Origin of the sequence: Lentzea sp. NPDC042327, from assembly GCF_040647275.1 — a bacterium.
Lineage (GTDB): Bacteria > Actinomycetota > Actinomycetes > Mycobacteriales > Pseudonocardiaceae > Lentzea.
The window spans coordinates 89,727-113,055 of sequence record NZ_JBEZBX010000009.1 but is presented as its reverse complement, the minus strand read 5'-3'; the positions used below and the strand labels follow the sequence as shown (position 1 = coordinate 113,055).

27 protein-coding genes are annotated in these 23,329 nt (G+C 70.5%); 12 read left to right on the top strand and 15 right to left on the bottom strand.

Annotated features, from left to right (window positions below):
- Positions 1 to 16: 16 nt before the first annotated feature.
- Together AB0A63_RS23680 and AB0A63_RS23675 are read right to left on the bottom strand one after the other, a co-directional pair.
- Positions 17 to 3,193, bottom strand: a complete 3,177-nt coding sequence (locus AB0A63_RS23680; protein ID WP_360395158.1) for an EAL domain-containing protein — start codon at positions 3,191 to 3,193, stop codon at positions 17 to 19.
- Between the two features lie 246 nt (positions 3,194 to 3,439).
- Positions 3,440 to 4,588, bottom strand: coding sequence for a malic enzyme-like NAD(P)-binding protein (locus AB0A63_RS23675; RefSeq protein ID WP_360395666.1), 1,149 nt, complete (start codon positions 4,586 to 4,588; stop codon positions 3,440 to 3,442).
- A gap of 386 nt (positions 4,589 to 4,974) precedes the next feature.
- Between AB0A63_RS23675 and rfbC the strand changes: the two genes are divergently transcribed.
- On the top strand, positions 4,975 to 5,574 hold the full coding sequence (gene rfbC / locus AB0A63_RS23670; RefSeq protein WP_360395155.1) for a dTDP-4-dehydrorhamnose 3,5-epimerase: 600 nt from the start codon (positions 4,975 to 4,977) through the stop codon (positions 5,572 to 5,574).
- On the opposite strand, the gene AB0A63_RS23665 is transcribed toward rfbC, so the two are convergent.
- Positions 5,564 to 5,845, bottom strand: coding sequence for a S24 family peptidase (locus AB0A63_RS23665; protein WP_360395664.1), 282 nt, complete (start codon positions 5,843 to 5,845; stop codon positions 5,564 to 5,566). The two genes, rfbC and AB0A63_RS23665, sit on opposite strands and share 11 nt — an antisense overlap.
- Before the next feature lie 94 nt (positions 5,846 to 5,939).
- Here AB0A63_RS23665 and sodN point away from each other — a divergent pair, with 94 nt between their 5' ends.
- A complete protein-coding gene (gene sodN, locus AB0A63_RS23660) occupies positions 5,940 to 6,347 on the top strand; it encodes a superoxide dismutase, Ni (RefSeq protein WP_065916284.1) in 408 nt (135 codons plus the stop codon).
- A gap of 112 nt (positions 6,348 to 6,459) precedes the next feature.
- Here the strand turns inward: sodN and AB0A63_RS23655 are convergent, their stop codons facing one another.
- Positions 6,460 to 6,621: a hypothetical protein gene (locus AB0A63_RS23655; protein ID WP_360395152.1), complete on the bottom strand. Its 162-nt coding sequence runs from the start codon at positions 6,619 to 6,621 to the stop codon at positions 6,460 to 6,462.
- A gap of 68 nt (positions 6,622 to 6,689) precedes the next feature.
- Here AB0A63_RS23655 and AB0A63_RS23650 point away from each other — a divergent pair, with 68 nt between their 5' ends.
- The 3 genes from AB0A63_RS23650 (at position 6,690) to AB0A63_RS23640 (ending at position 8,255) form a co-directional block, all read left to right on the top strand.
- On the top strand, positions 6,690 to 7,286 hold the full coding sequence (locus tag AB0A63_RS23650; RefSeq protein ID WP_360395150.1) for a histidine phosphatase family protein: 597 nt from the start codon (positions 6,690 to 6,692) through the stop codon (positions 7,284 to 7,286).
- Positions 7,286 to 7,759 carry a GNAT family N-acetyltransferase gene (locus tag AB0A63_RS23645; RefSeq protein ID WP_360395147.1) on the top strand — a complete coding sequence of 158 codons (474 nt, stop codon included), beginning with the start codon at positions 7,286 to 7,288 and terminating at the stop codon, positions 7,757 to 7,759. The genes AB0A63_RS23650 and AB0A63_RS23645 overlap by 1 nt, the downstream gene beginning before the upstream one ends.
- Positions 7,760 to 7,874: 115 nt before the next feature.
- Positions 7,875 to 8,255, top strand: a complete 381-nt coding sequence (locus AB0A63_RS23640; RefSeq protein WP_360395144.1) for a DUF5684 domain-containing protein — start codon at positions 7,875 to 7,877, stop codon at positions 8,253 to 8,255.
- A gap of 113 nt (positions 8,256 to 8,368) precedes the next feature.
- Here the strand turns inward: AB0A63_RS23640 and AB0A63_RS23635 are convergent, their stop codons facing one another.
- The 3 genes from AB0A63_RS23635 to AB0A63_RS23625 all read right to left on the bottom strand — a co-directional run bounded on the left by AB0A63_RS23635 (position 8,369) and on the right by AB0A63_RS23625 (position 10,571).
- Positions 8,369 to 9,187: an SAM-dependent methyltransferase gene (locus tag AB0A63_RS23635; RefSeq protein WP_360395142.1), complete on the bottom strand. Its 819-nt coding sequence runs from the start codon at positions 9,185 to 9,187 to the stop codon at positions 8,369 to 8,371.
- Positions 9,188 to 9,355: 168 nt separating this feature from the next.
- On the bottom strand, positions 9,356 to 10,072 hold the full coding sequence (locus AB0A63_RS23630) for a trypsin-like serine protease (RefSeq protein ID WP_360395140.1): 717 nt from the start codon (positions 10,070 to 10,072) through the stop codon (positions 9,356 to 9,358).
- Positions 10,073 to 10,154: 82 nt separating this feature from the next.
- Positions 10,155 to 10,571 (bottom strand): hypothetical protein, encoded by a 417-nt coding sequence (locus tag AB0A63_RS23625; RefSeq protein WP_360395138.1) that lies wholly within the window; start codon positions 10,569 to 10,571, stop codon positions 10,155 to 10,157.
- A 250-nt stretch (positions 10,572 to 10,821) separates the two neighbouring features.
- On the opposite strand from AB0A63_RS23625, the gene AB0A63_RS23620 reads away from it, so the two are divergent.
- Together AB0A63_RS23620 and AB0A63_RS23615 are read left to right on the top strand one after the other, a co-directional pair.
- On the top strand, positions 10,822 to 11,760 hold the full coding sequence (locus AB0A63_RS23620) for a diacylglycerol kinase family protein (protein ID WP_360395135.1): 939 nt from the start codon (positions 10,822 to 10,824) through the stop codon (positions 11,758 to 11,760).
- A 252-nt stretch (positions 11,761 to 12,012) separates the two neighbouring features.
- The gene (locus AB0A63_RS23615; protein ID WP_015104912.1) at positions 12,013 to 12,267 is read left to right on the top strand and encodes a WhiB family transcriptional regulator; all 255 of its coding nucleotides are present in this window, start codon (positions 12,013 to 12,015) and stop codon (positions 12,265 to 12,267) included.
- A gap of 141 nt (positions 12,268 to 12,408) precedes the next feature.
- Here the strand turns inward: AB0A63_RS23615 and AB0A63_RS23610 are convergent, their stop codons facing one another.
- The 3 genes from AB0A63_RS23610 to AB0A63_RS23600 form a co-directional block, all read right to left on the bottom strand.
- A complete protein-coding gene (locus AB0A63_RS23610; protein WP_360395662.1) occupies positions 12,409 to 13,887 on the bottom strand; it encodes a histidine kinase N-terminal domain-containing protein in 1,479 nt (492 codons plus the stop codon).
- Between the two features lie 202 nt (positions 13,888 to 14,089).
- Positions 14,090 to 14,350 carry a mycothiol system anti-sigma-R factor gene (gene rsrA, locus AB0A63_RS23605; RefSeq protein ID WP_360395132.1) on the bottom strand — a complete coding sequence of 87 codons (261 nt, stop codon included), beginning with the start codon at positions 14,348 to 14,350 and terminating at the stop codon, positions 14,090 to 14,092.
- Positions 14,347 to 15,072 (bottom strand): sigma-70 family RNA polymerase sigma factor, encoded by a 726-nt coding sequence (locus tag AB0A63_RS23600; protein ID WP_360395130.1) that lies wholly within the window; start codon positions 15,070 to 15,072, stop codon positions 14,347 to 14,349. The genes rsrA and AB0A63_RS23600 overlap by 4 nt, the downstream gene beginning before the upstream one ends.
- On the opposite strand from AB0A63_RS23600, the gene ybaK reads away from it, so the two are divergent.
- Positions 15,071 to 15,547 (top strand): Cys-tRNA(Pro) deacylase, encoded by a 477-nt coding sequence (ybaK, locus tag AB0A63_RS23595; protein WP_360395128.1) that lies wholly within the window; start codon positions 15,071 to 15,073, stop codon positions 15,545 to 15,547. The genes AB0A63_RS23600 and ybaK overlap by 2 nt on opposite strands.
- A gap of 22 nt (positions 15,548 to 15,569) precedes the next feature.
- On the opposite strand, the gene AB0A63_RS23590 is transcribed toward ybaK, so the two are convergent.
- The 4 genes from AB0A63_RS23590 to AB0A63_RS23575 all read right to left on the bottom strand — a co-directional run bounded on the left by AB0A63_RS23590 (position 15,570) and on the right by AB0A63_RS23575 (position 18,043).
- Entirely contained in the window at positions 15,570 to 16,052 is a 483-nt protein-coding gene (locus AB0A63_RS23590) for a hypothetical protein (RefSeq protein ID WP_360395125.1), read from the bottom strand.
- A 66-nt stretch (positions 16,053 to 16,118) separates the two neighbouring features.
- Positions 16,119 to 16,664, bottom strand: a complete 546-nt coding sequence (locus tag AB0A63_RS23585; protein ID WP_360395123.1) for a DinB family protein — start codon at positions 16,662 to 16,664, stop codon at positions 16,119 to 16,121.
- 42 nt (positions 16,665 to 16,706) lie between these two features.
- Positions 16,707 to 17,318 carry an alpha/beta family hydrolase gene (locus AB0A63_RS23580; protein WP_360395120.1) on the bottom strand — a complete coding sequence of 204 codons (612 nt, stop codon included), beginning with the start codon at positions 17,316 to 17,318 and terminating at the stop codon, positions 16,707 to 16,709.
- Positions 17,315 to 18,043 carry an SOS response-associated peptidase gene (locus AB0A63_RS23575; RefSeq protein ID WP_360395117.1) on the bottom strand — a complete coding sequence of 243 codons (729 nt, stop codon included), beginning with the start codon at positions 18,041 to 18,043 and terminating at the stop codon, positions 17,315 to 17,317. The genes AB0A63_RS23580 and AB0A63_RS23575 overlap by 4 nt, the downstream gene beginning before the upstream one ends.
- Before the next feature lie 86 nt (positions 18,044 to 18,129).
- On the opposite strand from AB0A63_RS23575, the gene aroA reads away from it, so the two are divergent.
- The 4 genes from aroA to AB0A63_RS23555 all read left to right on the top strand — a co-directional run bounded on the left by aroA (position 18,130) and on the right by AB0A63_RS23555 (position 21,668).
- On the top strand, positions 18,130 to 19,398 hold the full coding sequence (gene aroA / locus AB0A63_RS23570; RefSeq protein WP_360395114.1) for a 3-phosphoshikimate 1-carboxyvinyltransferase: 1,269 nt from the start codon (positions 18,130 to 18,132) through the stop codon (positions 19,396 to 19,398).
- A gap of 2 nt (positions 19,399 to 19,400) precedes the next feature.
- Positions 19,401 to 20,399, top strand: coding sequence for a ribosome small subunit-dependent GTPase A (gene rsgA, locus AB0A63_RS23565; RefSeq protein WP_360395111.1), 999 nt, complete (start codon positions 19,401 to 19,403; stop codon positions 20,397 to 20,399).
- Positions 20,400 to 20,434: 35 nt separating this feature from the next.
- The gene (locus tag AB0A63_RS23560) at positions 20,435 to 20,869 is read left to right on the top strand and encodes a hypothetical protein (RefSeq protein ID WP_360395108.1); all 435 of its coding nucleotides are present in this window, start codon (positions 20,435 to 20,437) and stop codon (positions 20,867 to 20,869) included.
- 67 nt (positions 20,870 to 20,936) lie between these two features.
- Positions 20,937 to 21,668 (top strand): NAD-dependent epimerase/dehydratase family protein, encoded by a 732-nt coding sequence (locus AB0A63_RS23555; RefSeq protein WP_360395105.1) that lies wholly within the window; start codon positions 20,937 to 20,939, stop codon positions 21,666 to 21,668.
- On the opposite strand, the gene pruA is transcribed toward AB0A63_RS23555, so the two are convergent.
- Positions 21,665 to 23,293, bottom strand: a complete 1,629-nt coding sequence (gene pruA / locus AB0A63_RS23550) for an L-glutamate gamma-semialdehyde dehydrogenase (RefSeq protein WP_360395102.1) — start codon at positions 23,291 to 23,293, stop codon at positions 21,665 to 21,667. The two genes, AB0A63_RS23555 and pruA, sit on opposite strands and share 4 nt — an antisense overlap.
- Positions 23,294 to 23,329: the final 36 nt, after the last annotated feature.

Here is a 23,329-nt window from a genome sequence, read left to right as displayed (position 1 = left end):
CAGGTGAGGGAACTGCTCACCCCGCACGGGGGATGTGCAGGGGCCCGAGGGCCAGTATCGCCCTGAACTCCTTCGGCGGCACCGGCCGGGAGAACAGCCACCCCTGGTACGCGTCCACCCCGACCCCGCGCAGCACGTGGAACTGCGTCGCCGTCTCCACGCCCTCGGCCACGCACTTGCGCCCCATCGCCCGCGCCATGTCGACGACCGCGCGTGCGACGGCGAAGTCGGAGGAGTCGTTGCCCACGCCGGAGACGAAGCGGCGGTCCACCTTGATGATCTGGGCCGGCAGGTCCTTCAGGCGTGCCAGCGACGAGTAGCCGGTGCCGAAGTCGTCCACCGCGAACTGGACGCCGCGCTGCACCAGCTCGTCCATCGACTGGCGGACCCGCGAGGGCAGGTCGACCAGTGCGGTCTCGACCAGTTCCAGCACGACCCGGTCCCACGGCACGCCGGACTCGAGGATCGCGGTCGACACGATGTCGACGAACTCGGGGTCACCGGGCACCAGGCCGGCGAGGTTCACGGCCACCGACACCGGGCGGCCGTCGGGTGCGGGCCAGGTCGCGGCCTCCTTCAGCGCGGTGCGGAGCACCCAGCGGTCGAGCTCGCGCATCAGGTCGCCCTGTTCGGCGACCGGCAGGAACACGTCGGGTGGCAGCAGGCCGCGGTCGGGGTGCGGCCAGCGGACGAGGGCCTCGGCGGTCAGGACCGAGCCGTCGACGCCGACGACCGGCTGGTAGTGCAGTGCGAGGCCGTCGTGCTGCAGCGCCTCGCGCAGCTGGCCCTCCAGGTGCACCTGGCGGTCGGCGGAGGCGATCAGCGCGGCGGAGGCGAGGGACACGCGACCGGCGCCGTTGCGCTTGGCCTCGAACATCGCCGCGTCCGCGAAACGCAGCAGGTCCGCGCCGTTCGCGCGGGAACCGTTCGGCACCGCGGCGCCGATGGAGGCGGACACGCGGACGAGCTGGCCGTGCACGGGGACCGCGGTCCGCAACAGGGACGCCACGCGGGTCGCCAGTGCGTCGACACCGCCCACGGCGTCGATGTCCTCACAGATGATCACGTACTCGTCGCCGGACAACCGCGCGGCCGTGCACCCGTCCGGAAGGCCGCCCTCCAGCCTGCGCGCCAAGGCGACCAGCAGCTCGTCGCCGGCGTCGTGGCCGAGGGAGTCGTTGACGCGCTTGAAGTTGTCGATGTCGCAGAAGAAGACGGCGACCTTCGACCGGCCGGGGCCGTCCAGGAGCCGGCCGAGGATCTCCTTCACCAGCGCGCGGTTCGGCAGGCCGGTCAGCTCGTCGTGGGTGGCCTGGTGGCGCAGGGCCTCGGCGGCGCGGCGGCGTTCGGTGATGTCGAGGAACACGATCAGCCAGAAGCGGCGGCCGTCGTCCTGCACGGACAACGCGATGTGCAGCTCGCAGTACACCTTCTCGCCGTCGGGGCGGACGAGGATGCGCTGCGGGATCTTCTGCGTGCGCTCGGCGGCCCACTGCAGGCCGGGCGAGGTGTCCTCGGGGTGCGTGAGCTGCTCCGCGGTCATGCCGCGCAGCTGTTCCAGCTCCATGCCGAGCAGGTCGCACAACGCGTCGTTGGCGTCCACGAGCCGTTCGCCCTCGTCGAACAGGCCGATGCCCACCGGCGTCACGGACACGAGGTCGGTGAAGCGCTGCGAGGAACGCTTCATGCGCGCCTCGGCGGCACGCTGCTCGGTGACGTCCTGGGCGGTGCCGACGGCGAGCTGCTGGCCGTGGTTGTCGCGGACGATCATGCCGTGGCAGCGGAAGACGCGGGTCTGGCCGTCGTGGCGCACGAGCCGGTGCTCGCACTGGACGGGCACCTCGTCGCGGGCGAGCTGGCGCCACAGGTCGTCCACCCAGCCGCGGTCCTCCGGGTGGATCAGGTCGAGGTAGGTCTCGTAGCGGCTGCTGGCGTCCTCCGGCAGGCCGTAGAGCTCGCGCAGCATGTCCGACCACACCGTCTCGTCGGTGGCCGGGTTCCACTCCCACGTGCCCAGCCGTGCCGCCTGCTGGGCATCGGCCAATCTTCGGCGGTCGTCGCGCAGCTGGCGTTCCAGCGCGCGGGCCTCGGTGACGTCCTGGATGGTGCCGTGGAAGCGCTCGATCCGACCGAACGAGGAGATCTCCGCGCGGGCGCGGCAGATGTAGACGCGGTCGCCGGACTCGCTGCGGACCTCGACCTCCACCGGGTCGTTGTCCTGCGCGTGCAGCAGCCGGTGGCGCAGGTCGGTGACGGCCTGGCGGTCGTCCGGGTGCACGCCGCAGAGCAGGTCGTCGTCCGGTGTCATGCCCAGCTCGGCGTACATCTCCAGCAGCACCTCGCTGCGGTGCACGGCGCGGGTGCCGGTCTCGTAGGCCCAGCTGCCGATCCTGGCGATGCGCTGGGCCTCCAGCAGCCGTGCGCGTTCCTGGGCGAGATCGGTGGCCGCGCGCTTCGACTCGGTGATGTCGCGGATGTAGCCGGTGATCTTGTCGAGCCTGCCGTCGGTGAGCCGCGCCTCGGCCACGCCGCGGATCCACCTCAGCTGGCCGTCCGGGCGGACGATCCGGTACTCGATGTCTATCGGGTCGCCGGTGATCTCGCGGCCGTGCCAGTACGACTCGACCATGTCGTAGTCGTCGGGGTGCACGACGTCGAGCACGGCCTGCGCGCCGGGGACGACCTTGCCGCGGGTGATGCCGAGCAGCTCGTAGTGGGTGTCCGACCACACCGTCAGACCGGTCTCGGGGTCGTACTCCCACGACCCGAGCTGGGCGACCCGCTGGACCTTGCGCAGCCGCCGCTGTTCGTCACGCAGCGCGTCCGCCGCCGCGGAGAGGTCGGACACGTCGATCAGGAGGACGGCCTGCAGCCCGGTGCCGGGAACCGCGTGCCGGGCCACCCGCACGGGCAGCAGCGTGCCGTCCGCGCGGGACAGCCGGAGGTCGGAGGAGTTGCCCAGCAGCAGCTCGCCCAGCGGGTGCCCGACGAGGTCGTCGGCCCCCTGCGCGCCGGCCAGCCCGACGGCGGCCGGGTTCGCCCGCATGACGACGCCCTTGGTGTCGACCAGCAACGACGGCGCGTCGGGCAGGGTCAGCCCGTCCAGCGTCACGGGCGGCTTCTCCGCCTCCTGAGCAGCCGCCGATCTGGCACGGCCGTTCACCACCGTCGCGCGTCCCACCCACTTGGGCACCGGCCCACCCTCTCCCGCATTAGCCGCCCGCGGCAATTCGGGTGGGCACGACAACGGCACCCGAACGGCGGCAAACACGAACCCTCTCCCCGGGTGAACACCCGAGGAGAGGGACGGTAGCGCTTCGGAGCGTCATCGCCCACCCCTGCACGGGTTAACGAAAAGCCACGTTCGTGGTTCCGCTCAACCGCGTGATGCACAAAGGTGGCAAATACGCGCGCCGCTCCGCGGTGGTGTTCGCCGAGATCAGACCACGCCGTCGGCCTTCGCGGCCACCGCGACGGCCGCGGCGACCTCGGGACCGACCCGCGGGTCGAGCGCGGACGGAACAATTCGGTCTGGGCCCAAATCATCTTTCGCGACCGCCAGAATGGCGTCGGCCGCGGCGAGTTTCATGCCCTCGGTGATCCGGCGCGCGCCCGCGTCCAATGCGCCGCGGAAGATGCCGGGGAACGCGAGCACGTTGTTGATCTGGTTGGGGAAGTCGCTGCGGCCGGTCGCGACGATCGCGGCGTGCCGTGCGGCGACCTCCGGGTGCACCTCGGGGTCCGGGTTGGAGAGCGCGAACACGATCGAGCCGCTCGCCATGCTCGCGATCAGGTCCTCCGGCACCTTCGACGACGAGACGCCGATGAAGACGTCCGCGCCGCGCAGGGCCACGTCGATGCCGCCGTCGAGGCCGGAGGTGTTGGTGAGCGCCGCGATCTCCTCCTTGACGGGGTTGAGACCGGCCCTGCCCGTGCGGACGATGCCGCGCGAGTCGAGCAGCGTGATGTCACCGGCGCCGGCGGCGATGAGGATCTTGGCGATGGCGATGCCGGCGGCACCCGCACCGGAGATGACCACCCGCTGGTCGCCGATGCCCTTGCCGAGGACCTCGTTCGCGCCGTTGAGCGCGGCCAGCGACACCACGGCGGTGCCGTGCTGGTCGTCGTGCATGACCGGGCAGTCGAGCGCCTCGACCAGCTTCCGCTCCAGCTCGAAGCAGCGCGGTGCGGAGACGTCCTCCAGGTTGACCGCGCCGAACGACGGGCGCAGTCGCACGAGCGTCTCGACGATCTCGTCCACGTCGGTCGTGTTGAGCACGAGCGGGATGGAGTCGAGGCCGCCGAAGGTCTTGAACAGCGCCGACTTGCCCTCCATGACGGGCAGCGACGCGCTGGGGCCGATGTCGCCGAGGCCGAGCACGGCGGTGCCGTCGCTCACGACGACGACCAGTCGGTGCGCCCAGGTGTACCGGGCGGCGAGGCTCGCGTCCTGCGCGATCGCCCTGCTCACCCGAGCGACACCGGGGGTGTACGCGATGGACAGCGCTTTGGGGTCAGCGAGCGAGGCGGTCGCGCCCACCTCGAGCTTCCCGCCCAGGTGCGCGGTGAAGATCTCCTCGTCCGTCAGCTGCGTCGGATCGGAGTTCTCGGTACGGGCTTCGTTCACTGCTGTCACGGCGTCCCTCCTGCGGTGCGGGCGGCGTAGTGGCCCATCTAGCTGTGGGCTCATCACCAAACGGCGCACCGGCCCAGCGTTGTCACACCGGGTACACGGGGCCTGGAAACTCGGTCGACGTCCTCCGACGAGTTGCGTCCGGGAACAGTCCGAGTGCTGCGGGTGGAGCGAAGTGTGGCAGGACCGGACCGACCTGTCTGCGGCGGGGATCACACTTTTTCCGCAGGTCAGAGGGCATGTAGCAAGACGTCCGTCCGGTTTTCTGCACCGACCGGTCGGTTTATGCAGGCAGGAAGCACCCGATCGGTCAAGAAAACATGACGCCTTAGAGTGACGGCATGCAGGCGAGTTCGCTGAAAATCGACGGCGCTTTCGAGTTCACGCCCCGGACCTTCCCCGACGACCGCGGCGTGTTCGTCTCGCCGTACCAGGAGGCGGCGTTCGTCGAGGCGGTCGGCCACCCGCTGCGGGTCGCCCAGACCAACCACAGCGTCTCGCGCGCCGGGACGATCCGCGGCATCCACTACGCGGACGTCCCGCCCTCCCAGGCGAAGTACGTGTTCTGCCCGCGCGGCTCGTTCATCGACGTGGTCGTCGACATCCGGGTGGGCTCGCCGACGTTCGCCCAGTTCGACGCGGTGCTGGTGACGGCGCAGAAGTGCAACGCCGTCTACCTGGCGGAGGGCCTCGGCCACGCGATGATCGCGCTGGAGGACGACACGACCATGAACTACCTGTGCTCCACCCCGTACAACCCCTCCGGCGAACACGGCCTCACCCCGCTCGACCCGGCCCTCGACCTGCCGTGGCCGCGCGAGATCGAGTTCCTGCTCTCGGAGAAGGACACCGCCGCCCCGACCCTGGCCGAGGCCTACGAGGCCGGCGTCCTCCCCCGCTACGAGGACTGCGTGGCCCTGTACGCGTCCCTCAAAGCCTGAACCGCGGCCGCGGCCACAACCGCGCCCTGACGACCCCGAGCACCTCGGCCGGCCCGAGCTGCCCGGAGTCCGTGCTGGCGAACGGGTTGTCCCCCACCACGTGCCACCCGCCGTCCACCAGGTGGGAGGCGCGCTTGACCGACAGCTGATCAGGCCGCTGCGCCCACCTGACCAGCACGACGTCACCGGCCCTGGGGCGCGCACCCCAGCTGACCAGCACGACGTCCTCACTGCGCAGCGCTGGTGCCATCGACGGTCCGCGGACGAGCACGGTGGAAAGGCGCGGTCTCAACGATCACCCTTCGGTCAGCCGGAGTAGGGTCCTACTTGTCGGAGCATCCACTGTTTTCACTCTGGGAGGAACGATGCGACTCGTGTCGCGCATTCTCCGCCCGCGCGTCGAAGCCACCGCGCACTGCGACCTGCCCTGCGGCGTCTACGACCCCGCGCAGGCCCGCATCGAGGCCGAGTCCGTCAAGGCGGTCCAGGAGAAGTACCAGGCCAACGAGGACCCGGAGTTCCGGGAGCGCGCCGTCCTGATCAAGGAGCAGCGCAGCGAGCTCGTCAAGCACCACCTGTGGGTGCTGTGGACGGACTACTTCAAGCCGCCGCACTTCGAGAAGTACCCCGAGCTGCACGACCTCTTCAACCGCGCCACCAAGGCGGCGGGTGCGTCGGGCACCAAGGGCTCGATGGACCCGGCGACGGGGCAGCAGCTGCTGGACCTGATCGCGCAGATCGACAAGATCTTCTGGGAGACCAAGCAGGGCTGAGTCCGGAGCCTTGTGAACGACGCTGGCCTGCGAATTCGTTCGCGGGCCAGCGTCGTTTTGCGTCTGCGGGTTGTTCGACGACCTATGCGCCCCAGAGTCGAGCGCCAGGAGGTCATTCTCCCCTGTTGTCGGCGTCGCGTTCGTTCTGCCGCAGCTTGTTCCACGTCGACGTGAGCTCGGCCCGGATGCGCGCGACGCGCACCCCGAAGGCCTCGCGGATCTCCCGGGCATCCACCTCGTCGGGCTCGCCGTGGTCGTGGGGCTCGGAGGTCATGGCGAGCGGGGTACCTCGAACGGAGACTCCCCCAAACGTGGTCGCGGCCACTCCTTAGGATCGAACAGGTGAGCACCCACCTCTACCTGCTGCGCCACGGCCAGACCGAGTGGTCCGAGAGCGGCAGGCACACGGGACGCACCGACATCGAGCTGACGCCCGAGGGCGAGCAGCAGGCACGCAGGGCGGGCGCCACGCTCGCCCGGCTCAGAGCGACGGACCAAGCGCCCGCGCTCGTGCTGACGAGCCCGCGGCAGCGCGCCACCAGGACGGCGGAGCTGGCCGGACTGGAGATCACGGCGACGACCGAGGACCTGGCTGAGTGGGACTACGGCGACTACGAGGGCATCACCACGCCGCAGATCCGCGAGCGCGTGCCGGGCTGGACCGTGTGGACGCACCCGATGCCCGGCGGCGAGACGCACGCGGAGGTGCAGGAGCGGGCCCGCAAGGTGCTCGCCGAGGTGCGCCGCGTCCTGCCCGGTGGTGACGTGGTGCTGGTCGGCCACGGCCACTTCAGCCGCGTGCTGATCGCCGCGTGGCTGGGGCTGGCGCCCGACCAGGGCGTCCACTTCGGACTGGACCCGGCCGGCACCTGCCAGCTGGGCGACGAGCGGGGCGACCCGCAGGTGCGCAGGCTCAACGTGCCTGCCTGGGAGGTGTGATGATCCGCAGGGTGGAAGCGCGCGACGTCGACGCGGTCGTGCGGCTGGTGCACGAGCTCGCGCTCTACGAACGGGCGCCGGAGCAGTGCCACCTCACGGCCGAGCAGCTGCGGACGGCGCTGTTCGGCGAGCACCCCGCGCTGTTCGGGCACGTGGCCGAAGTGGACGGTCAGGTCGTCGGCATGGCGTTGTGGTTCCTCAACTTCTCGACGTGGGACGGCGTGCACGGCATCTACCTCGAAGACCTCTACGTCACGCCGGAGCAGCGCGGCAAGGGCCTCGGCAAGCAGCTGCTGGAGGTGCTCGCGCGGGAGTGCGTCGAGCGCGGGTACACCCGGCTGCAGTGGTGGGTGCTCAACTGGAACGAGCCGTCGATCGGGTTCTACAAGTCGCTGGGTGCCGTCCCGATGGACGAGTGGACGGTGATGCGGGTGGCCGATCACGCGCTGCGGGAGCTCGGCGCTGCACGCTGAAGGTTGACGGAAGGTCTCGAAAGGCTCACGAAACGGGAATTCCACTGAGGACCGGTGCTCGGTGCTGGCAGCGTCCCGCGTCGCCGATCCCCGGCAAATCCTGGAAGGACCTACCGTGTACGAAGACTCCGGCTCGAGCACCGGCTCCCTGATCTTCAGCCTCGTGTTCGCGGTGCTCGTCATCGCCGGCATGTGGGCGACGTTCAGCAAGGCCGGCAAGCCCGGCTGGGCCGCCATCATCCCGATCTACAACATCTACGTCTGGCTGAAGGTCGCCGGCCGTCCGGGCTGGTGGCTGATCCTGATGATCATCCCGCTCGTCAACCTCGTGATCTCGATCATCGTGTCGCTCGACATCGCGAAGTCGTTCGGCAAGAGCGGCGTGTTCGGGTTCTTCGGGCTGTGGCTGTTCGGCTTCATCGGCTACCCGATGCTCGGCTTCGGCAGCGCGCAGTACCAGGGCCCGGCCGCGGCCGGCGGCGCCTACCGGGGCTGACGCGGCAGCAAACGACCAGGCCGGGCCCACCCCTGGGGCCCGGCCTTCGCCGTTCCCGCCGGAGGAGGAGCCGCGCGCCGTGACGGGCTTCTGGGTCGAGCGCTACCTGCTCGTCAGTCCCGGATGAGCGCGACGGCACCGTAGGTCGACGCGTCGGCCGCCGCCGAACCGCCGGGCAGCTCACCGTCGGCCCGCCAGTGCGCGGCGAGCACGAGGCCCGGTTCGAGCAGCTCCAGGCCGCAGACGAACTCCTCGACGTCCTGCTTCGTGCGCGGCACGAGGGGCGTCTGCAGGCCGTCCGCCAGGGTCACGAGCTTGTCGACGAGCTCGGGTTCCACGTCGCGGGTCAGGTGGGTCAGCGCCAGCACGCTCCCCCCGCTCACCGCGGCCCGGTAGCGCGCGACGACACCGGTGGGGTCCTCGTGGACGTACGGGAGGATGCCGATCATCAGGACGGCCACCGGCTTCTCGAAGTCGAGCAGGCGGCGGGTCTCCCGGTCGCGCAGCACGGCGCCGACGTCGCAGATGTCGGCCTGGACGATGGCGGCGTTGAGGTTCTCGCGCAGCATCGTGCGGGAGTGGGCGACGGCGACCGGGTCGCGGTCCACGTACACGACGTGGCACGAGGGGTCGACGGCCTGGGCCACCTCGTGGACGTTGCCGACGGTCGGGATGCCGCTGCCGAGGTCGAGGAACTGGCGGATGCCGAGGTCCTCGGCGCAGAAGCGCACCACCCGGCGGGAGAACGACCTGATCGTGCGGGCCATCTCGGCGATGGGGAACTGCTTGATCGTCTCCTCGGCGAGAGCCCGGTCAACCGCGAAGTTGTGGGCGCCGCCGAGGTAGTAGTCGAAGAGGCGCGCCTCGTTGGGTCGTTCGGAACTGCTGCCTGTCGTCACCCGCTGCGGGCCGTCCTGCACTGCGCACCTCACCCTGCTCCCGAGCGGCGCGAACGCTGGCAGCACGGTAGCTGGCTACTCCGTTCGTGTCCATCCACCATTCGTGAACACGCTCGGTGACATACGCACGTGCTTCCACGTGACACGCGGGAGCCCCGCGTTCCCCTGAGAGGAACGCGGGGCCCCCGCGTTACTTCGGGATCAGACGCCCGCGTACTGGCGGATCCAGGAGCGGTACACGCCGACGTGGGTGTAGTTGGACCGCGTCGAGCGGTCCGACGTCGAGGCGACACCGACCTGCTTGCCGTTGGAGAACATCGGGCCACCCGAGTCACCGCCGGCGGCGATGCCGTCGACGCGGGTCACGGCCACCGCGGTGCCACCGCGGTAGTCACGACCGTTGACCGACGTCACGCGGGTGTTCGCGACCTTGAGGTAGCGCGACTGGCAGTTGATCTCCGGCTGGTTGGTGCAGGTGGCACCCCAGCCGTAGAGCTGCACGGTGTTGCCGTTGGCCACGTCCGACGTCGTGCCGAGCGGCGCGAACGGCGCCGACATCGACGTGCCGACCCGCGCGAGCGCGAGGTCGGCCGACGGGTGCTTGATGATCTGGGTCGCGGTGACCAGCTGGCCACCGGACGTCTGGTCCAGGCTGCCCGCGCGGAACGTGTACGTGCCGCTGCCCGAGACGCAGTGCTCAGCGGTCAGGATCCACTGAGGTGCGATCTTCGTGGCGGAGCAGTTCTCCCGCCCGTTGAAGAACAGGCGGGCGGCGTACGGGAAGTTCTGCGCGTAGCTGCCGCCGATGATCATCGGCGACATGCTCGGCTCTTCCGGCGCGGCCGTGGCCGTCGCCGTCATGGGTGCGAGGGAAAGCGCCGCCAGGAAAGCGCTCGCGATCGCGGTCTTGAAACGCATGGTTGGTCACCTCGTGAGTGCAGGGAGTGGTTAAGCAACCACCGACAGCTTCACCCGACTGCGTGACCGTGACCACCCTCCGTTAGTCGGCTTTGTCTTCTTCGACGCTCGGCAAACCGAGCGCCCACTCCCGGCCGTCGCGGGTGAAGAGCAGGACGAGCACCACGACGCAGTAGATGCCGCCCAGAGATCCGATGAGCGGCTGTTCGGACGGGCCGTAGGCGTACCAGGCGCAGCCCAGGAGCAGCAGCTGCGTGACGATCACGGGCGTGCGGGCGCCGTGCCGGCCGCGGAACAGCATCACGCAGGCGAAGATCACCCCGCCGAACCACAGCACGAGCACACCGGCGGCTCCGAGCACCGGACCTGCGGAGGGAGCGCCCTGCAGCACCCGCAGGACGAGCGCGCCGGCCAGCGCGATGCCGCCGAGCCCCTGGACGAAGGTGAGTGCGGCGGCGGTCCGCACCGCGCGCGGCGGGGCCGGGGTACCGGTAGTCACAGGCGACCTTTCCTCACGTTCTGTACTGGTCACGGATCGTAGGCCACCCGGTTGGAGGGCTCTGCGAGCCCGCCGGGAGGGGGAAGATCAAGGGGCCTTCAGCGAGCCGGCGGTCGTCCGGGGTGCACTCGCCTGCGGGCTCGGCGCGGTGCGAGCGGAGGGAGATCTACGCCACTTTCGTGAGGCTGGAGTCGCTCCGAGGGAGGACATGCGAACCGCGAGCGGTCACGCATTGTCCTACCCTCAAGTGGTGCGCGCTCTTCTCGTGGTGAACCCCCAGGCGACTACAACGACGCCGGCGGGTCGCGACGTGCTGGCGCACGCACTCGCCTCCGACGTGAAGCTGGAGATCGTCCAGACCTCCTACCGCGGCCACGCGCTCGACGCGGCCGCCCAGGCGGTCAAGGACGGGTTCGACCTGGTCATCGCCCACGGCGGCGACGGAACGGTCAACGAGGTCGTCAACGGCATCCTGCTGCACGGCCCCCGCCCCGACACCCCGATGCTGGGCGTCGTCCCCGGCGGTTCCGCGAACGTCTTCGCGGGCGCGCTGGGCATCCCGCGCGACCCCGTCGAGGCCACGCACGTCCTGCTGCAGGCCATCGAGAACGGCACGACCCGCCGCATCGGCCTCGGCCAGGTCTTCTCCGACGTCATCGGACGTGACGAGGGCCGCTGGTTCACCTTCAACGCGGGCATCGGCCTGGACGCCGACGTCGTGGCCGGTGTCGAGGCCAAGCGCGCCCGCGGCCGCAACGCGAGCCCGGCGCTCTACCTGGCGGTGGCGCTCAAGGCGTACGCGAGGCTCGTGCGCACGCCGGAGCGCTTCACCGTCGAGGTGCCGGACGAGCCGCAGTTCGACGTCGGCATGGTGTTCGTGTCCAACACGGACCCGTGGACGTACTTCGGGGACAACGACATCCACCTGAACCCGAGCACCTCGTTCGACAACGGGCTGGGCCTGTCGGCGCTCACGACATTGCGACCGCCGACCGTTGCGCGCTACATCACACAGGTGCTGGCCACCGGGAACCCGAAGAGTCCGAAACTCGTGCGGCGCGATGACGTCGAATATGTCAAAGTGAAGAGCGAGGAACCCGCCAACCTGCAGGTGGACGGCGACTTCCTCGGCACGACGACCCAGGTGGAGTTCCGAGCGGTTCCCCAGGCGTTGACCGTAGCTGTGTGACGCAGGGCGAACTCGACGGTCCGTGATCGTTCTGTAACCGTCTCGCTACCCATCCGGGATGTAGAGCAATCGAGTGACAGCAGAGCGTGAAACCCCAGGTGAACGCTGTCGATCTTTTGGGTGAGTTCACTCACCGGGTTGGTGCCAACCCCTTGACATCCCAGCCGTTCGTGAAAGCATTCACAAGCACCCCAAAACGACCGCTGACAACCGGCGTGCCTTTGTGCGCGCCAAGGCTGAGGAGTAGTTCCAATGGACTGGCGCCACCGCGCGATCTGCCGCGACGAGGACCCCGAGCTGTTCTTCCCCGTTGGGAACAGTGGTCCCGCGCTGCTTCAGATCGCCGAGGCGAAGACCGTCTGCCGCCGTTGCCCCGTCGTCTCCGACTGCCTCGCGTGGGCACTGGAGAGCGGCCAGGACGCCGGCGTCTGGGGCGGGATGAGCGAAGACGAGCGTCGCGCTCTCAAGCGCCGCAACGCTCGCACGCGCGCCCGCAGCAACGCCTGAGCAGGCTGTTCGCCGCGACAAGCACACATAGAGAAGAACCCGACACCGTGCCAGGTGTCGGGTTCTTTTCTTGTTTGCACACCCTCCCGCATGACCACGTGAGACCGCTGAGGCTGGTCGTCACGTGTGCACGAGGCCAGTTTAGCGCCGCCCCCGCAGCGGCACGCGCAGGACCGCCTCTGTACCGCCTCGGGGCCTCCGTCGCAAGCTCAACGAGCCCCTCAGTTCGGAGTCGACGAGGGTCCGCACGATCTGCAGACCGAGACGATCCGTGCGTTCCAGGGAGAAACCGGGCGGCAGGCCCTTGCCGTCGTCGGAGATCGTCACGTCGAGCCACTTCGCCGAGCGCTCGCTGTGCACGACGACCTCCCCGCGCTGGCCAGGGGCGTAGGCGTGCTCGAACGCGTTCTGCACGAGCTCGGTCAGCACCATGACGAGCGGGGTCGCGATCTCCGAGGAGACGATGCCGAACCCGCCCTCGCGGCGCACCTTCACCTGGGTCTCGGTGACGGCGACGTCGCCCATCATCGGGATGACCTTGTCGATGACGTCGTCGAGGTCGACGCGTTCGTCGACGGACATCGACAGCGTCTCGTGCACGAGCGCGATCGAGGTGACCCGGCGCACCGACTCGGCGAGCGCCTCCTTGGCCTCCGGGTTCGACAGCCGGCGCGACTGCAGCCGCAGCAGCGCCGCCACGGTCTGCAGGTTGTTCTTGACCCGGTGGTGGATCTCGCGGATCGTCGCGTCCTTCGACATCAGCGCGCGGTCGCGGCGGCGGACCTCGGTGACGTCGCGGCACAGCACGATCGCGCCCGCCGCCTGACCCCGTGGCCGAAGGGGCAACGACCGGAAGAGGACCGCGGCACCGCGGCGCGACTCGGCCTCCATGCGCATCGACGGCTGCCCGTCGAGCGCCTGCCGGATGCGCTGGGCGACCTCGGTCGCGTCGAACGGGTCACCGATCAGGCTGCGGGTCAGCGGCGCCAGGTGCACGCCGACCAGGTCGGACGCGTGCCCCATGCGGTGGTAGGCCGACAGCGCGTTCGGCGAGGCGAACACCACCGCACCGGACGGGTCGAGCCGGATCAGGCCGTCACCGACGCGCGGGCTGGTGTGCACGTCCGGCGACGGTTCGGGCGCGGGGAACGTGCCGTCCGCGATCATCTGGCACAGGTCGGCCGCGCTGCCCAGGTAGGAGATCTCCAACGGCGACGGCACCCGCGGCACGGCCAGGTTCGTGCTGCGGCTCAGCACCGCGATGACCTGCGTGCCCAGCCGCACCGGGATGGTCTCGCGCCGCACCGGCACGCCCAGGTGCCAGCGGGGGTCCTCCTCGCGGCAGATCCGCGACTCGTCCATCGCCCGGCGCAGCTGCGGGTGCTCGTCCGAGCGCACCTCGCTGCCGACCACGTCCTCGGGGTGGGCGGTGGGCGCCGTCGTGGGCCGGGCCTGGGCCACGCACAGGAAGACGTCGTCGTCCAGCGGCACCCACAGCAGGAAGTCCGCGAACGAGAGGTCGGAGAGGAGCTGCCACTCCGCCACCACCAGCTGGAGGTGGTCGGCGGCGGCGCCGGAGAGCTTGGTGTGCTCGGCCAGCAGGTCCGTGAGAGTAGACAGAACTCCTCCATGAGAAACTGGTCGGTGAAGCAGTTCTGATCCTAGGAGACACCCATGTCGAAGCGTGCTCGCAAGCGCCGCGACCGCAAAAAGGGCGGCGCCAACCGAGGCAAGCGCCCCAACGCCTGAGTGCTGCGAAAAGGCCTGGCCACCACGACGGTGACCAGGCCTTTTCGTTGTTCTGGGGCGGTGTTCGAGGCGCTCAGTCCTCGGTGCGGATCTCCACGATCGTGGCCCGGATGCGCGCCTTCAGGTCGGCGGGGGCGTAATCGCCGCCACACTTGCGCGCGAGCAGCGCCTTGAGGTGCTCCTCCAGCCCGAACTGCTCCAGGCACGGGTGGCACTCGTCGAGGTGGGTCTGCAGTGCCGCGCGACGACCCTGGTCGCACTCCTGGTCGAGGAACAGCCAGACCTCGGACAGGACCTCGGAGCAGTCGGTCTCGTGGGGTTCGCCGCAGTTCATGACGCGTCTCCGTTGCCACCGTTGCCACCGCGGAGGAAGCCGCGCTCGCGTGCGGTGTCCGCGAGCAGGTCGCGGAGCTGGCGACGGCCCCGGTGCAACCGGGACATCACCGTGCCGATCGGGGTGCCCATGATGTCTGCGATCTCCTTGTACGCGAAGCCTTCGACATCGGCGAGGTAGACCGCGATCCGGAACTCCTCCGGCAACCGCTGCAATGCTTCCTTCACGTCGCTGTCAGGCAGGTTGTCGAGTGCCTCGACCTCCGCGCTGCGCAGCCCGGCCGAGGTGTGGCTCTCCGCCTGCGCCAGCTGCCAGTCCGTGATCTCCTCGGTCGGCTGCTGGATCGGCTGGCGCTGCTTCTTGCGGTAGCCGTTGATGTAGGTGTTCGTCAGAATCCGGTACAACCAGGCCTTGAGGTTCGTGCCCTCCGAGAAGGACGCGAACGCCGAGTAGGCCTTGAGGTAGGTCTCCTGGACGAGGTCCTCGGCATCCGCCGGGTTGCGGGTCATGCGCAACGCCGCCGAGTACAGCTGGTCGAGCATCGGCATTGCATCGCGCTCGAAACGCGCGGCGCGCTCCGCCGTCGTCTCCGTCGTGCCGGTGGCGGGCACCGCGCTCCCTTCCCACAGGTCCTGGGTCGGTGCTGACTCTACGCGGGGCCGCTCGAGCGTGTTCGTAGCCACGTCCTGACCAACACGGACGTGCTGGTAGTAATTCCGCATGGCCGGACGTGGGACCCCCGCCACAGCGCTGCTGGACAAGCAGCGGGTGGCGCACACCTTGCACTCGTACGAGCACGACCCCCGCCACGAGTCGTACGGGCTGGAGGCCGCGGAGGCGCTCGGCCTGGTGCCGGGCCGTGTGCTCAAGACCCTGGTCGCCGAGGTCGACGGCAAGCTCGCGGTCGGCGTCGTGCCGGTGACGGTGCAGCTCGACCTCAAGGCGCTGGCGGCGGCGTTGAAGGGCAAGAAGGCGAAGATGGCCGTGGTCACCGACGCCGAGCGCGCCACCGGGTACGTCGCGGGCGGGATCTCGCCGCTCGGGCAGAAGAAGCGCCTCCCGGTCGTGGTGGACGCCTCCGCGCTGGAGTTCGAGACGGTGTTCTGCAGCGCGGGCCGGCGCGGGCTCGAGGTGGAGATCGCGCCGGCCGAGCTGGTGCGGCTCACGGGCGCCGTGGTGGCCTCGATCAGCGCCTAGCACGTTCCGGTCTCGGCAACGGTCAGCTGACCGGCCAGCCGATGTTCGTGAACTGCACGGGCGTGCCGATCCACGACGGCCACGCCGTGGTGACCCTGGCACCGAGGCTGCCCTTGCCCGGCAGGTCGAACCGGATGAACGCCGGGGTCACGGTGTCGCTCTTCTTCGGCGAGCCGACGTAGGCCACGGCGCTGAAGATCCCGTGGACCGTCGCCTCGGTGTACGGGCCCTGGCCGCCGGTCAGCGGGACGTCGAGGTCCCGGCCCTCGGCGTCGAGGAACCGCACGTTGCTCAGGCTGCCGCCGATCGTGCAGGTGACGCCCTCGACGGCCGCGAACCTGATGACGTGCCCCTTGTTCGGGCTCGTCGTCGGACGCATGTCGTGGGCGGTGATCACCAGGTCGTCGCCGGTGCACCACGGCGTCTCGGCCTGCGCGGGAGTGCCCGCGGCGGCCAGGAGGGCGGCACCGGCCAGTGCGACGGCGGTCGGACGGATCTTGTTCACGAGTTCTCCCCGATCATGTGGCGTTCGTCTACTTCCAGGTGAACGCCGCAGAGCCCCGATCGGTTGTCATTCGCCCGTTCGGCCGTCGACCGCCTCGCGCAACAGGTCGGCGTGGCCGTTGTGGCGGCTGTACTCCTCGACCATGTGCGTGAGGATCCAGCGCAGGCTCACCGTGCGGTCGTCGCCGCGCCACGGCTTGCGCTTGGCCGCCTGGCCGAGGTCGCCGGTCGCCAGCGCCTCCTCGACGGCCTCGCGGGAACGGCCGACCTCGTCCTGCCACAGCGCGAGGAGCTCCTCCGGCGCGTGGTCGGCGGCCGAGTGCCAGTCCCAGTCGTGGTCGGCCTTCCAGTCCACGCTCTTCCACGGCTCCAGCGGCTCGCGGTCGTGCAGCACGACGTGGAACCACTGCTGCTCGACGTACGCGAGGTGCTTGACCAGGCCGCCGAGGGTCATCTCGGACTTGGCGGTGGTCATGGCCAGCTGCTGGGCGGTGAGGCCCTCGGTCTTCCACGCGAGGGTGGCGCGCTGGAAGTCGAGGAACCCGGTCAGGGTGGCGAGCTCGTCGCCGTCGGTCGGAGGTTCTGGTCTGCCCTGCTCGTCGAGAACGGTCATGGGGCGGGACAGTAACGGCGCGACCCCGTCCCAGCAGGTGATTCAGTCGAGCGGCCGCAGCACGCGGTCAAGCCACTCGCCCACGCACCGGCCCACGTCCGCGATGGAGGCCTTCAGCGAGTGGTCGCCGTTCAGCAGCACGACCTCGCGGTGCGGGGCGCGCACCGGGCGGCCGAACGGGTCGTTCTCGCCCTGCACGACCAGGGTGGCGACCTCGACGCCGTCCAGCTCGGCCATCCGGGACTTCTCCGGCTTGCCCGGCGGGTGCACCGGGAACGCCAGGCACAGCACCGCCACGGCCTGGCCCTCGACGCTCGTCCGGCACGCCACGCGGGCGCCCGACGACCGGCCGCCGAACACCAGCGGCAGGCCGTCGAACCAGCGTTCGCCCAGGTCGTCGACCACCGCGAGCCACGCCGTGTCGAGCTGGCCCGCCGGCGCGGGGGCACGGCGGCCGGCCACGCGGTAGGGCTGTTCGACCAGGGCCACGTGCACGCCGACGGAGTTCGCGGCGTGGCACGCGGCCACCAGGTCGGGTGCCTCGACGCCGCCGCCGGCGCCGTGGCCGAGCAGCAGCGCGGCCCGCGGTTCGTGGGCGCAGTGCAGGGAGGCCCGTGCGGGGCCGTGCGGCGTGTCCACCGACAGCGTCGTCACGACAGCTCGACCGCGGTGGGTGCGGGCGTCCCGTCCTCGGTGAGCGAGACGCGGTCCAGCAACGACGGGTTGTTGTTCTTCACGCTGTTCACCGCGGTGGAGACCGGGCGCAGCTCCAGCGCGTCGACGATCGACGGGTCCGGCGCGAGCAGCCCGCTCGGGTCGAGCGAGGACGGGTCGAGCCACGCCGACCAGCGGTCGGGCGGCAGCAGCAACGGCATCCGGTGGTGCACCTCGGTCAGCGCGCCGATGGCGTCCGTCGTCAGCACCGCGCACGTCACGGTCGGGACGTCGTCCTTCCACCACACGGACCAGATGCCCGCCAGCGCGAGGGACGAGTCGTCCCCGAGCGTCATGAAGTACGGCTGCTTGCGGCCCTCGCCCGGCTGCCACTCGTACCAGCCGGTGGCCGGGATGATGCACCGGCGCTTCATCGCCGACTGCTTGTACGCGGGCTTGGACAGCACGGTCTCCGCGCGGGCGTTGATCATCTTCGCCGCGCCGGAGAGGTCCTTGGCCCAGTGCGGGACGAGGCCCCAGCGCATCACGCGGATGCTGCGCTCCAGGTCCTCGTCCTCCGGCTTGCGCTCGACCACCGCCATGACGTGCTTGGTGGGAGCGATGTTGTAGTCCGCCCCCGGCGCCTCGTCGCCGGTGGCGTCCACCGCTTCGAACTCGGCCGCGAGCAGCGCCGGGTCCTTGGTGGAGGCGTACCTACCACACAAAACCGATCACCTCCGAAGTCGCAATCGTCGCACGTCGGGAACACCTGTGCGAGCCGCCCTCGACGCCGTGCGGGATCATTCCGGGCATGACTCAGCACTGGTCAGCCCCCAGCGCGTCCGGCCCAGTCCACTCCACGGTGCCGGTGCCCGGCTCGAAGTCGATCACGAACCGCGTCCTGGTGCTCGCGGCACTGGCCGACGGGCCGTCCGCGGTGCACGCGCCGTTGCGCAGCCGCGACACCGTGTTGATGGTGAAGGCGCTCACGTCGCTGGGCGTCGGGATCATCGACCGGGAGGACGGCGGCTGGGACGTCACGCCGGGCGCGTTGCGCGGACCGGCCGACGTCGACTGCGGGCTCGCGGGCACGGTCATGCGGTTCCTGCCGCCGGCCGCCGCGCTGGCCGAGGGCGAGATCAGGTTCGACGGCGACCCGCACGCGCGGGTGCGCCCGATGAGCACGGTGCTGGACGCGTTGCGCGCGCTCGGTGCGGACGTCGAGGGTGACGCGCTGCCGTTCACGTTGCGCGGCAGCGGTTCGCTGGCCGGTGGCGAGGTCACGATCGACGCGTCGGGCTCGTCGCAGTTCGTGTCCGGGCTGCTGCTGTCGGCGGCGCGCTACGACAAGGGCGTGACGGTGCGGCACTCGGGCCGGCCGGTGCCCTCGTTGCCGCACATCGACATGACGGTGCAGACGCTGCGCTCGGTCGGGGTCGCGGTGGAGACCGACGGCACCAGCGCGTGGCACGTCGAGCCGGGCCCGATCGCGGCGCGGACGTGGCACGTGGAGCCGGACCTGTCGAACGCGACGGTGTTCCTCGCGGCCGCCGCGGTGACCGGGGGCCAGGTCACGATCCCGCACTGGCCCGCGCGGACCACCCAGCCCGGTGACGCGGTGCGCGGCATCCTGGAACGCATGGGCTGTGCGGTCGAGGTGTCGGAGGAGGGGCTCACCGTGCGCGGACCGGCTGAGCTGTCCGGAGTGGACATCGACCTGCGCGACGAGAGCGAGCTGACGCCGACGGTGGCGGCGCTCGCGACGGTGGCACGCGGCCGCACGCAGATCCGCGGTGTCGCGCACATCCGCGGCCACGAGACGGACCGCATCGCCGCGCTGGTGAACGAGATCAACGCGCTGGGCGGCAACGCCTCCGAGACCGAGGACGGGCTCGTGATCGAGCCGGCACCGCTGCACGGCGGGGTGTGGAAGGCCTATGCCGACCACCGGATGGCCACCGCGGGCGCGATCATCGGGCTGGTGGTGCCGGGCGTCTCGGTCGACGACATCGGGTCGACGACCAAGACGATCCCCGACTTCCCGGGGATGTGGGACGCGATGCTCGGCGGAGGCGCGTAGCAGTGGGCAAGCGGGACTGGCGCAAGCTCGACGAGTCGGACGTGCGGGTGCGCCCCGGCAAGGGGACGCGGCCGCGCAGCAAGATCAGGCCGGAACACGCCGACGCCGAGATCGCGATGGTGATCGGCGTCGACCGCGGCCGCTGGACGTGCGCGTTGGAGTCCGGTGTGGTCGTCACGGCGATGCGTGCGCGTGAGCTCGGCCGCACGCCCGTGGTGGTCGGCGACCAGGTCGGCATCGTCGGTGACACCTCCGGCCAGCCGGACACGCTGGCCCGCATCGTGCGCGTCGAGGAGCGGACCTCGGTGCTGCGCAGGACCGCCGACGACACGGACCCGTTCGAACGCGTCGTCGTCGCGAACGCCTCCCAGCTCATCATGGTCGTCGCGCTGGCCGATCCTCCGCCGCGCACCGGTTTCATCGACCGGTGCCTGGTCGCCGCGTACGCCGGTGGCCTGGAACCGGTGCTGTGCCTGACGAAGTCCGACCTCGCGTCGGCCGACGACCTGCTCGCGCTCTACACCGAGCTGGACGTGCCGGTGCTCGTGACCCGGTCCGACGAGGAACCGGCCGAGCTGCGCGAACGCCTGCGGGACACGGTGTCCTGCCTGATCGGCCACTCAGGTGTCGGCAAGTCCACCCTGGTCAACAAGCTCGTCCCGGACGCGAACCGCGCGGTCGGCGTCGTCTCCGGCGTCGGCAAGGGCAGGCACACCTCGACCCAGGCCGTCGCGCTGCGGCTGCCCGGCGGCGGCTGGGTGGTCGACACCCCCGGCATCCGCTCGTTCGGCCTCGCGCACATCACGCCGGACGACATCGTGAAGGCCTTCCCCGACTTCGCGGAGGCCGCCGAGGAGTGCCCGCCCGGCTGCGGCCACCTGGGTGCCCCCGAGGACCCCGGCTGCATGCTCGACGAGCTCGTGCCGGACGCGCCGGGCCGGTTGACGTCGTTGCGCCGCCTGCTCGCCTCCCGGGCCGGGCTGGACGACCACACGGACTGAGCTCCGACCCCCGTGACCGACTGCAGAGGAAGTGGATGAAGCGAGTTCTGGCCCTGGTGCTGCTGCTGAGCGCCTGCGGTGGCGACCCCGCTCCCCCGAAGTTCACCGACACCGACCCGTGCACGCTGCTGCGGGACGGTGACCTGGGCTCGTTGTCCGGTACCGCGAAGGGTGAGCGCGAGTGCACGTTCTCGTTCGGCTCGGCAACGGTGACGCTGAAGCTGCTGGAGGCGAAGTTCGAGCAGGAGTCGGCGCGGCTGCAGGCGAACGGCGGCTACGGCGCGGTGGTCGAGGACCGGCCGATGACCCGCCGGTGCGCGTCGTCGGCGTGCGAGGCCGTGGTGCAGGTCCGCGAGGGTGAGCTGCTCGGGCTGACCGTGACCAAGCAGGGCGAGGACGACAACGTGCTCGGGCAGACCACGCAGGGACTGGCGCTGAAGGCGTTGGAACGGCTGCCTGCCACGGGCTGAGCTGCCACGGGCTGAGCTGTCATGAACCGGGCTGTCACGAATCGGCAGCCTGTCCCGTCCACCGGTCATGAAGGTCTTCGTGATCGGTGCGACGGGTGTGCTCGGGCGGGAAGCTCTGCCGCGGCTGCGGGAGGCGGGCCACGAGGTCGGGGTGCTCGACCGGCACACCACCTCGATGTTCGACGCCGGCCGGCTGACGGCCGCGCTGAGCGGCTACGACGCCGTCCTCAACCTCGCCACCCGCATCCCGTTGAGCGCCAGGGCCGTGCTGCCCGGTGCCTGGGCCGAGAACGACCGCATCCGCACGGAGGGCAGCGCGGCGGTGGCCGAGGCGGCGTTGCGGGCGGGCGTGGGCCGCGTGGTGCAGGAGGGCATCTCGTTCGTGTACGCCGACAGCGGTGAGCGGGAGCTGGACGAGAACGCTCCCATCGAGCCCGTCGGTCACATCGCCAGCTCGGTGACGGCGCAGCACAACGTCCTGCGCCACCCCGGCGGCGTCTTCCTGCGCTTCGGGATGCTGATGGGCGGCGCTGCCCAGTCGCCGCCCGTGCTAGTCGGCGACGGCTGGACGTCGGTCGTGCACCCCGGCGACGCGGCGGCCGCCGCCGTCGCCGTGCTCGGCGCGCCCGCGGGCGTCTACAACGTCGGCACGCCGGTCCTGAAGCGGGACCTGGGGATCACGCGGCTGCCGCGCGCGTTCGGGGGGCTCGCGGCGTCGTTGGCGGTGTTCGGGCGCTCGCAACGAGTCGTGAGCACCAAGCTCACCGCGGCGACGGGCTGGGTACCGCGGGCCCGCTAACCCATGTGCGGGTAGCCGTGGTGCATGGGCGGCACCAGCGTCTCCTTGATGGCACGCGGTGACGTCCACCGCTGCAGGTTGTAGATCGACCCCGCCTTGTCGTTCGTGCCGGACCCGCGCGACCCGCCGAACGGCTGCTGTCCCACGACCGCACCGGTCGGCTTGTCGTTGACGTAGAAGTTGCCCGCCGCGAACCGCAACGCGCGGTGGGCCTGTTCCACCGCAACGCGGTCACGCGCGAACACGGCACCGGTGAGCGCGTACGGCGTGGAGGTGTCGATGACGCCCATGATGTCCTCGTAGTCCGCGTCGTCGTAGACGTGCACGGCGAGGATCGGGCCGAAGTACTCCGAGGTGAAGATGTCGTGGTGCGGGTCGGTGCCCAGCAGCACCGTCGGGTCCACGAAGTAGCCGACCGAGCCGTCGCAGGTGCCGCCGGCCAGCACGTCGACGGAGGTGGACGCGGACGCCATCAGCAGTGCGTCTTTGTGCTTGGCGAACGCGCGGTGGTCGATCACGGCGCCGCCGAACACCGACAGGTCCCTGACGTCGCCGTACGCCAACGACTTCGTGACGTCGACGAGCTGGTCGCGCACACCGTTGTCCCACAACGACCGCGGAATGTACGCGCGGGACGCGGCCGAGCACTTCTGGCCCTGGTACTCGAAAGCACCGCGCACCAGACCGGTGACGAGGGCGTCGGGGTCGGCGGAGGCGTGGGCCAGCACGAAGTCCTTGCCGCCGGTCTCACCGACCACCCGCGGGTAGGCGCGGTAGTGGTCGAGGTTGCTCGCCATGGTCTGCCACAGCGCCTTGAACGTGCGGGTGGACCCGGTGAAGTGCAGTCCGGCGAAGAACCGGTCCCGCAGCGCCACCTCACCCAGCGCCTTGCCGTCGCCGGTGACGAGGTTGACCACGCCCGGCGGCAGGCCGGCCTCCTCCAGCAGCCGCATGGTGCAGTGCGCGGCGAGCTGCTGCGTCGGCGACGGCTTCCACACCACCGTGTTGCCCATCAGCGCCGGTGCCAGCGGCAGGTTGCCGGCGATGGCGGTGAAGTTGAACGGCGTGATCGCGACGACGAACCCGTCGAGCGGCCGGTGGTCCATCCGGTTCCACACGCCGGGGCTGGACGCCGGCTGCTCCTCCAGGACCCGGCGGCCGAAGTGGACGTTGAACCGCAGGAAGTCGATCAGCTCGCAGGCGGCGTCGATCTCGGCCTGCTGCACCGACTTCGACTGCCCGAGGACCGTGGCGGCGTTCAGCGTGTCCCGCCACGGGCCGGACAGCAGGTCCGCCGCTCGCAGCAGCACCGCGGCCCGTTCGTCGTACGGCAGCTCCTGCCACCCCGGTGCGGCGTGCTGCGCGGCCCTCATCGCCGCCGCGACGTCGGAGCCGGTGGCCTGCGCGGTCACCCCGAGCACGTGCCGGTGGTCGTGCGGCTGGACCACGTCGACGCGGTCACCGCCGCCCATCCGCTGTTCGCCGCCGATCGTCATCGTCAGCTCGTGGGTGGTGCCCTCCAGCTCCGCGATGCGGGCCTGCAGGGAGGCGCGTTCCGCGCTGCCGGAAGCGTAGGTGCGCACGGGTTCGTTGACCGGTTCGGGTGCAGCCGTCACGGCGTCCATTCCCCCATCGTGGCACGCGGTAGTAGGGTCCGTCGG

What these genes read in the sequence shown, in the direction of transcription:
- AB0A63_RS23630 (WP_360395140.1), bottom strand. Translation starts at nt 10,072, where the DNA reads ATGCGTTTCAAGACCGCGATCGCGAGCGCTTTCCTGGCGGCGCTTTCC.
- rsrA (WP_360395132.1), bottom strand. Translation starts at nt 14,350, where the DNA reads ATGAACTGCGGCGAACCCCACGAGACCGACTGCTCCGAGGTCCTGTCC.
- AB0A63_RS23600 (WP_360395130.1), bottom strand. Translation starts at nt 15,072, where the DNA reads ATGCGGAATTACTACCAGCACGTCCGTGTTGGTCAGGACGTGGCTACG.
- pruA (WP_360395102.1), bottom strand. Translation starts at nt 23,293, where the DNA reads ATGGACGCCGTGACGGCTGCACCCGAACCGGTCAACGAACCCGTGCGC.
- AB0A63_RS23555 (WP_360395105.1), top strand. Translation starts at nt 20,937, where the DNA reads ATGAAGGTCTTCGTGATCGGTGCGACGGGTGTGCTCGGGCGGGAAGCT.
- ybaK (WP_360395128.1), top strand. Translation starts at nt 15,071, where the DNA reads ATGGCCGGACGTGGGACCCCCGCCACAGCGCTGCTGGACAAGCAGCGG.
- AB0A63_RS23615 (WP_015104912.1), top strand. Translation starts at nt 12,013, where the DNA reads ATGGACTGGCGCCACCGCGCGATCTGCCGCGACGAGGACCCCGAGCTG.
- AB0A63_RS23645 (WP_360395147.1), top strand. Translation starts at nt 7,286, where the DNA reads ATGATCCGCAGGGTGGAAGCGCGCGACGTCGACGCGGTCGTGCGGCTG.
- rfbC (WP_360395155.1), top strand. Translation starts at nt 4,975, where the DNA reads ATGCAGGCGAGTTCGCTGAAAATCGACGGCGCTTTCGAGTTCACGCCC.
- AB0A63_RS23585 (WP_360395123.1), bottom strand. Translation starts at nt 16,664, where the DNA reads ATGACCGTTCTCGACGAGCAGGGCAGACCAGAACCTCCGACCGACGGC.
- AB0A63_RS23655 (WP_360395152.1), bottom strand. Translation starts at nt 6,621, where the DNA reads ATGACCTCCGAGCCCCACGACCACGGCGAGCCCGACGAGGTGGATGCC.
- sodN (WP_065916284.1), top strand. Translation starts at nt 5,940, where the DNA reads ATGCGACTCGTGTCGCGCATTCTCCGCCCGCGCGTCGAAGCCACCGCG.
- AB0A63_RS23560 (WP_360395108.1), top strand. Translation starts at nt 20,435, where the DNA reads ATGAAGCGAGTTCTGGCCCTGGTGCTGCTGCTGAGCGCCTGCGGTGGC.
- aroA (WP_360395114.1), top strand. Translation starts at nt 18,130, where the DNA reads ATGACTCAGCACTGGTCAGCCCCCAGCGCGTCCGGCCCAGTCCACTCC.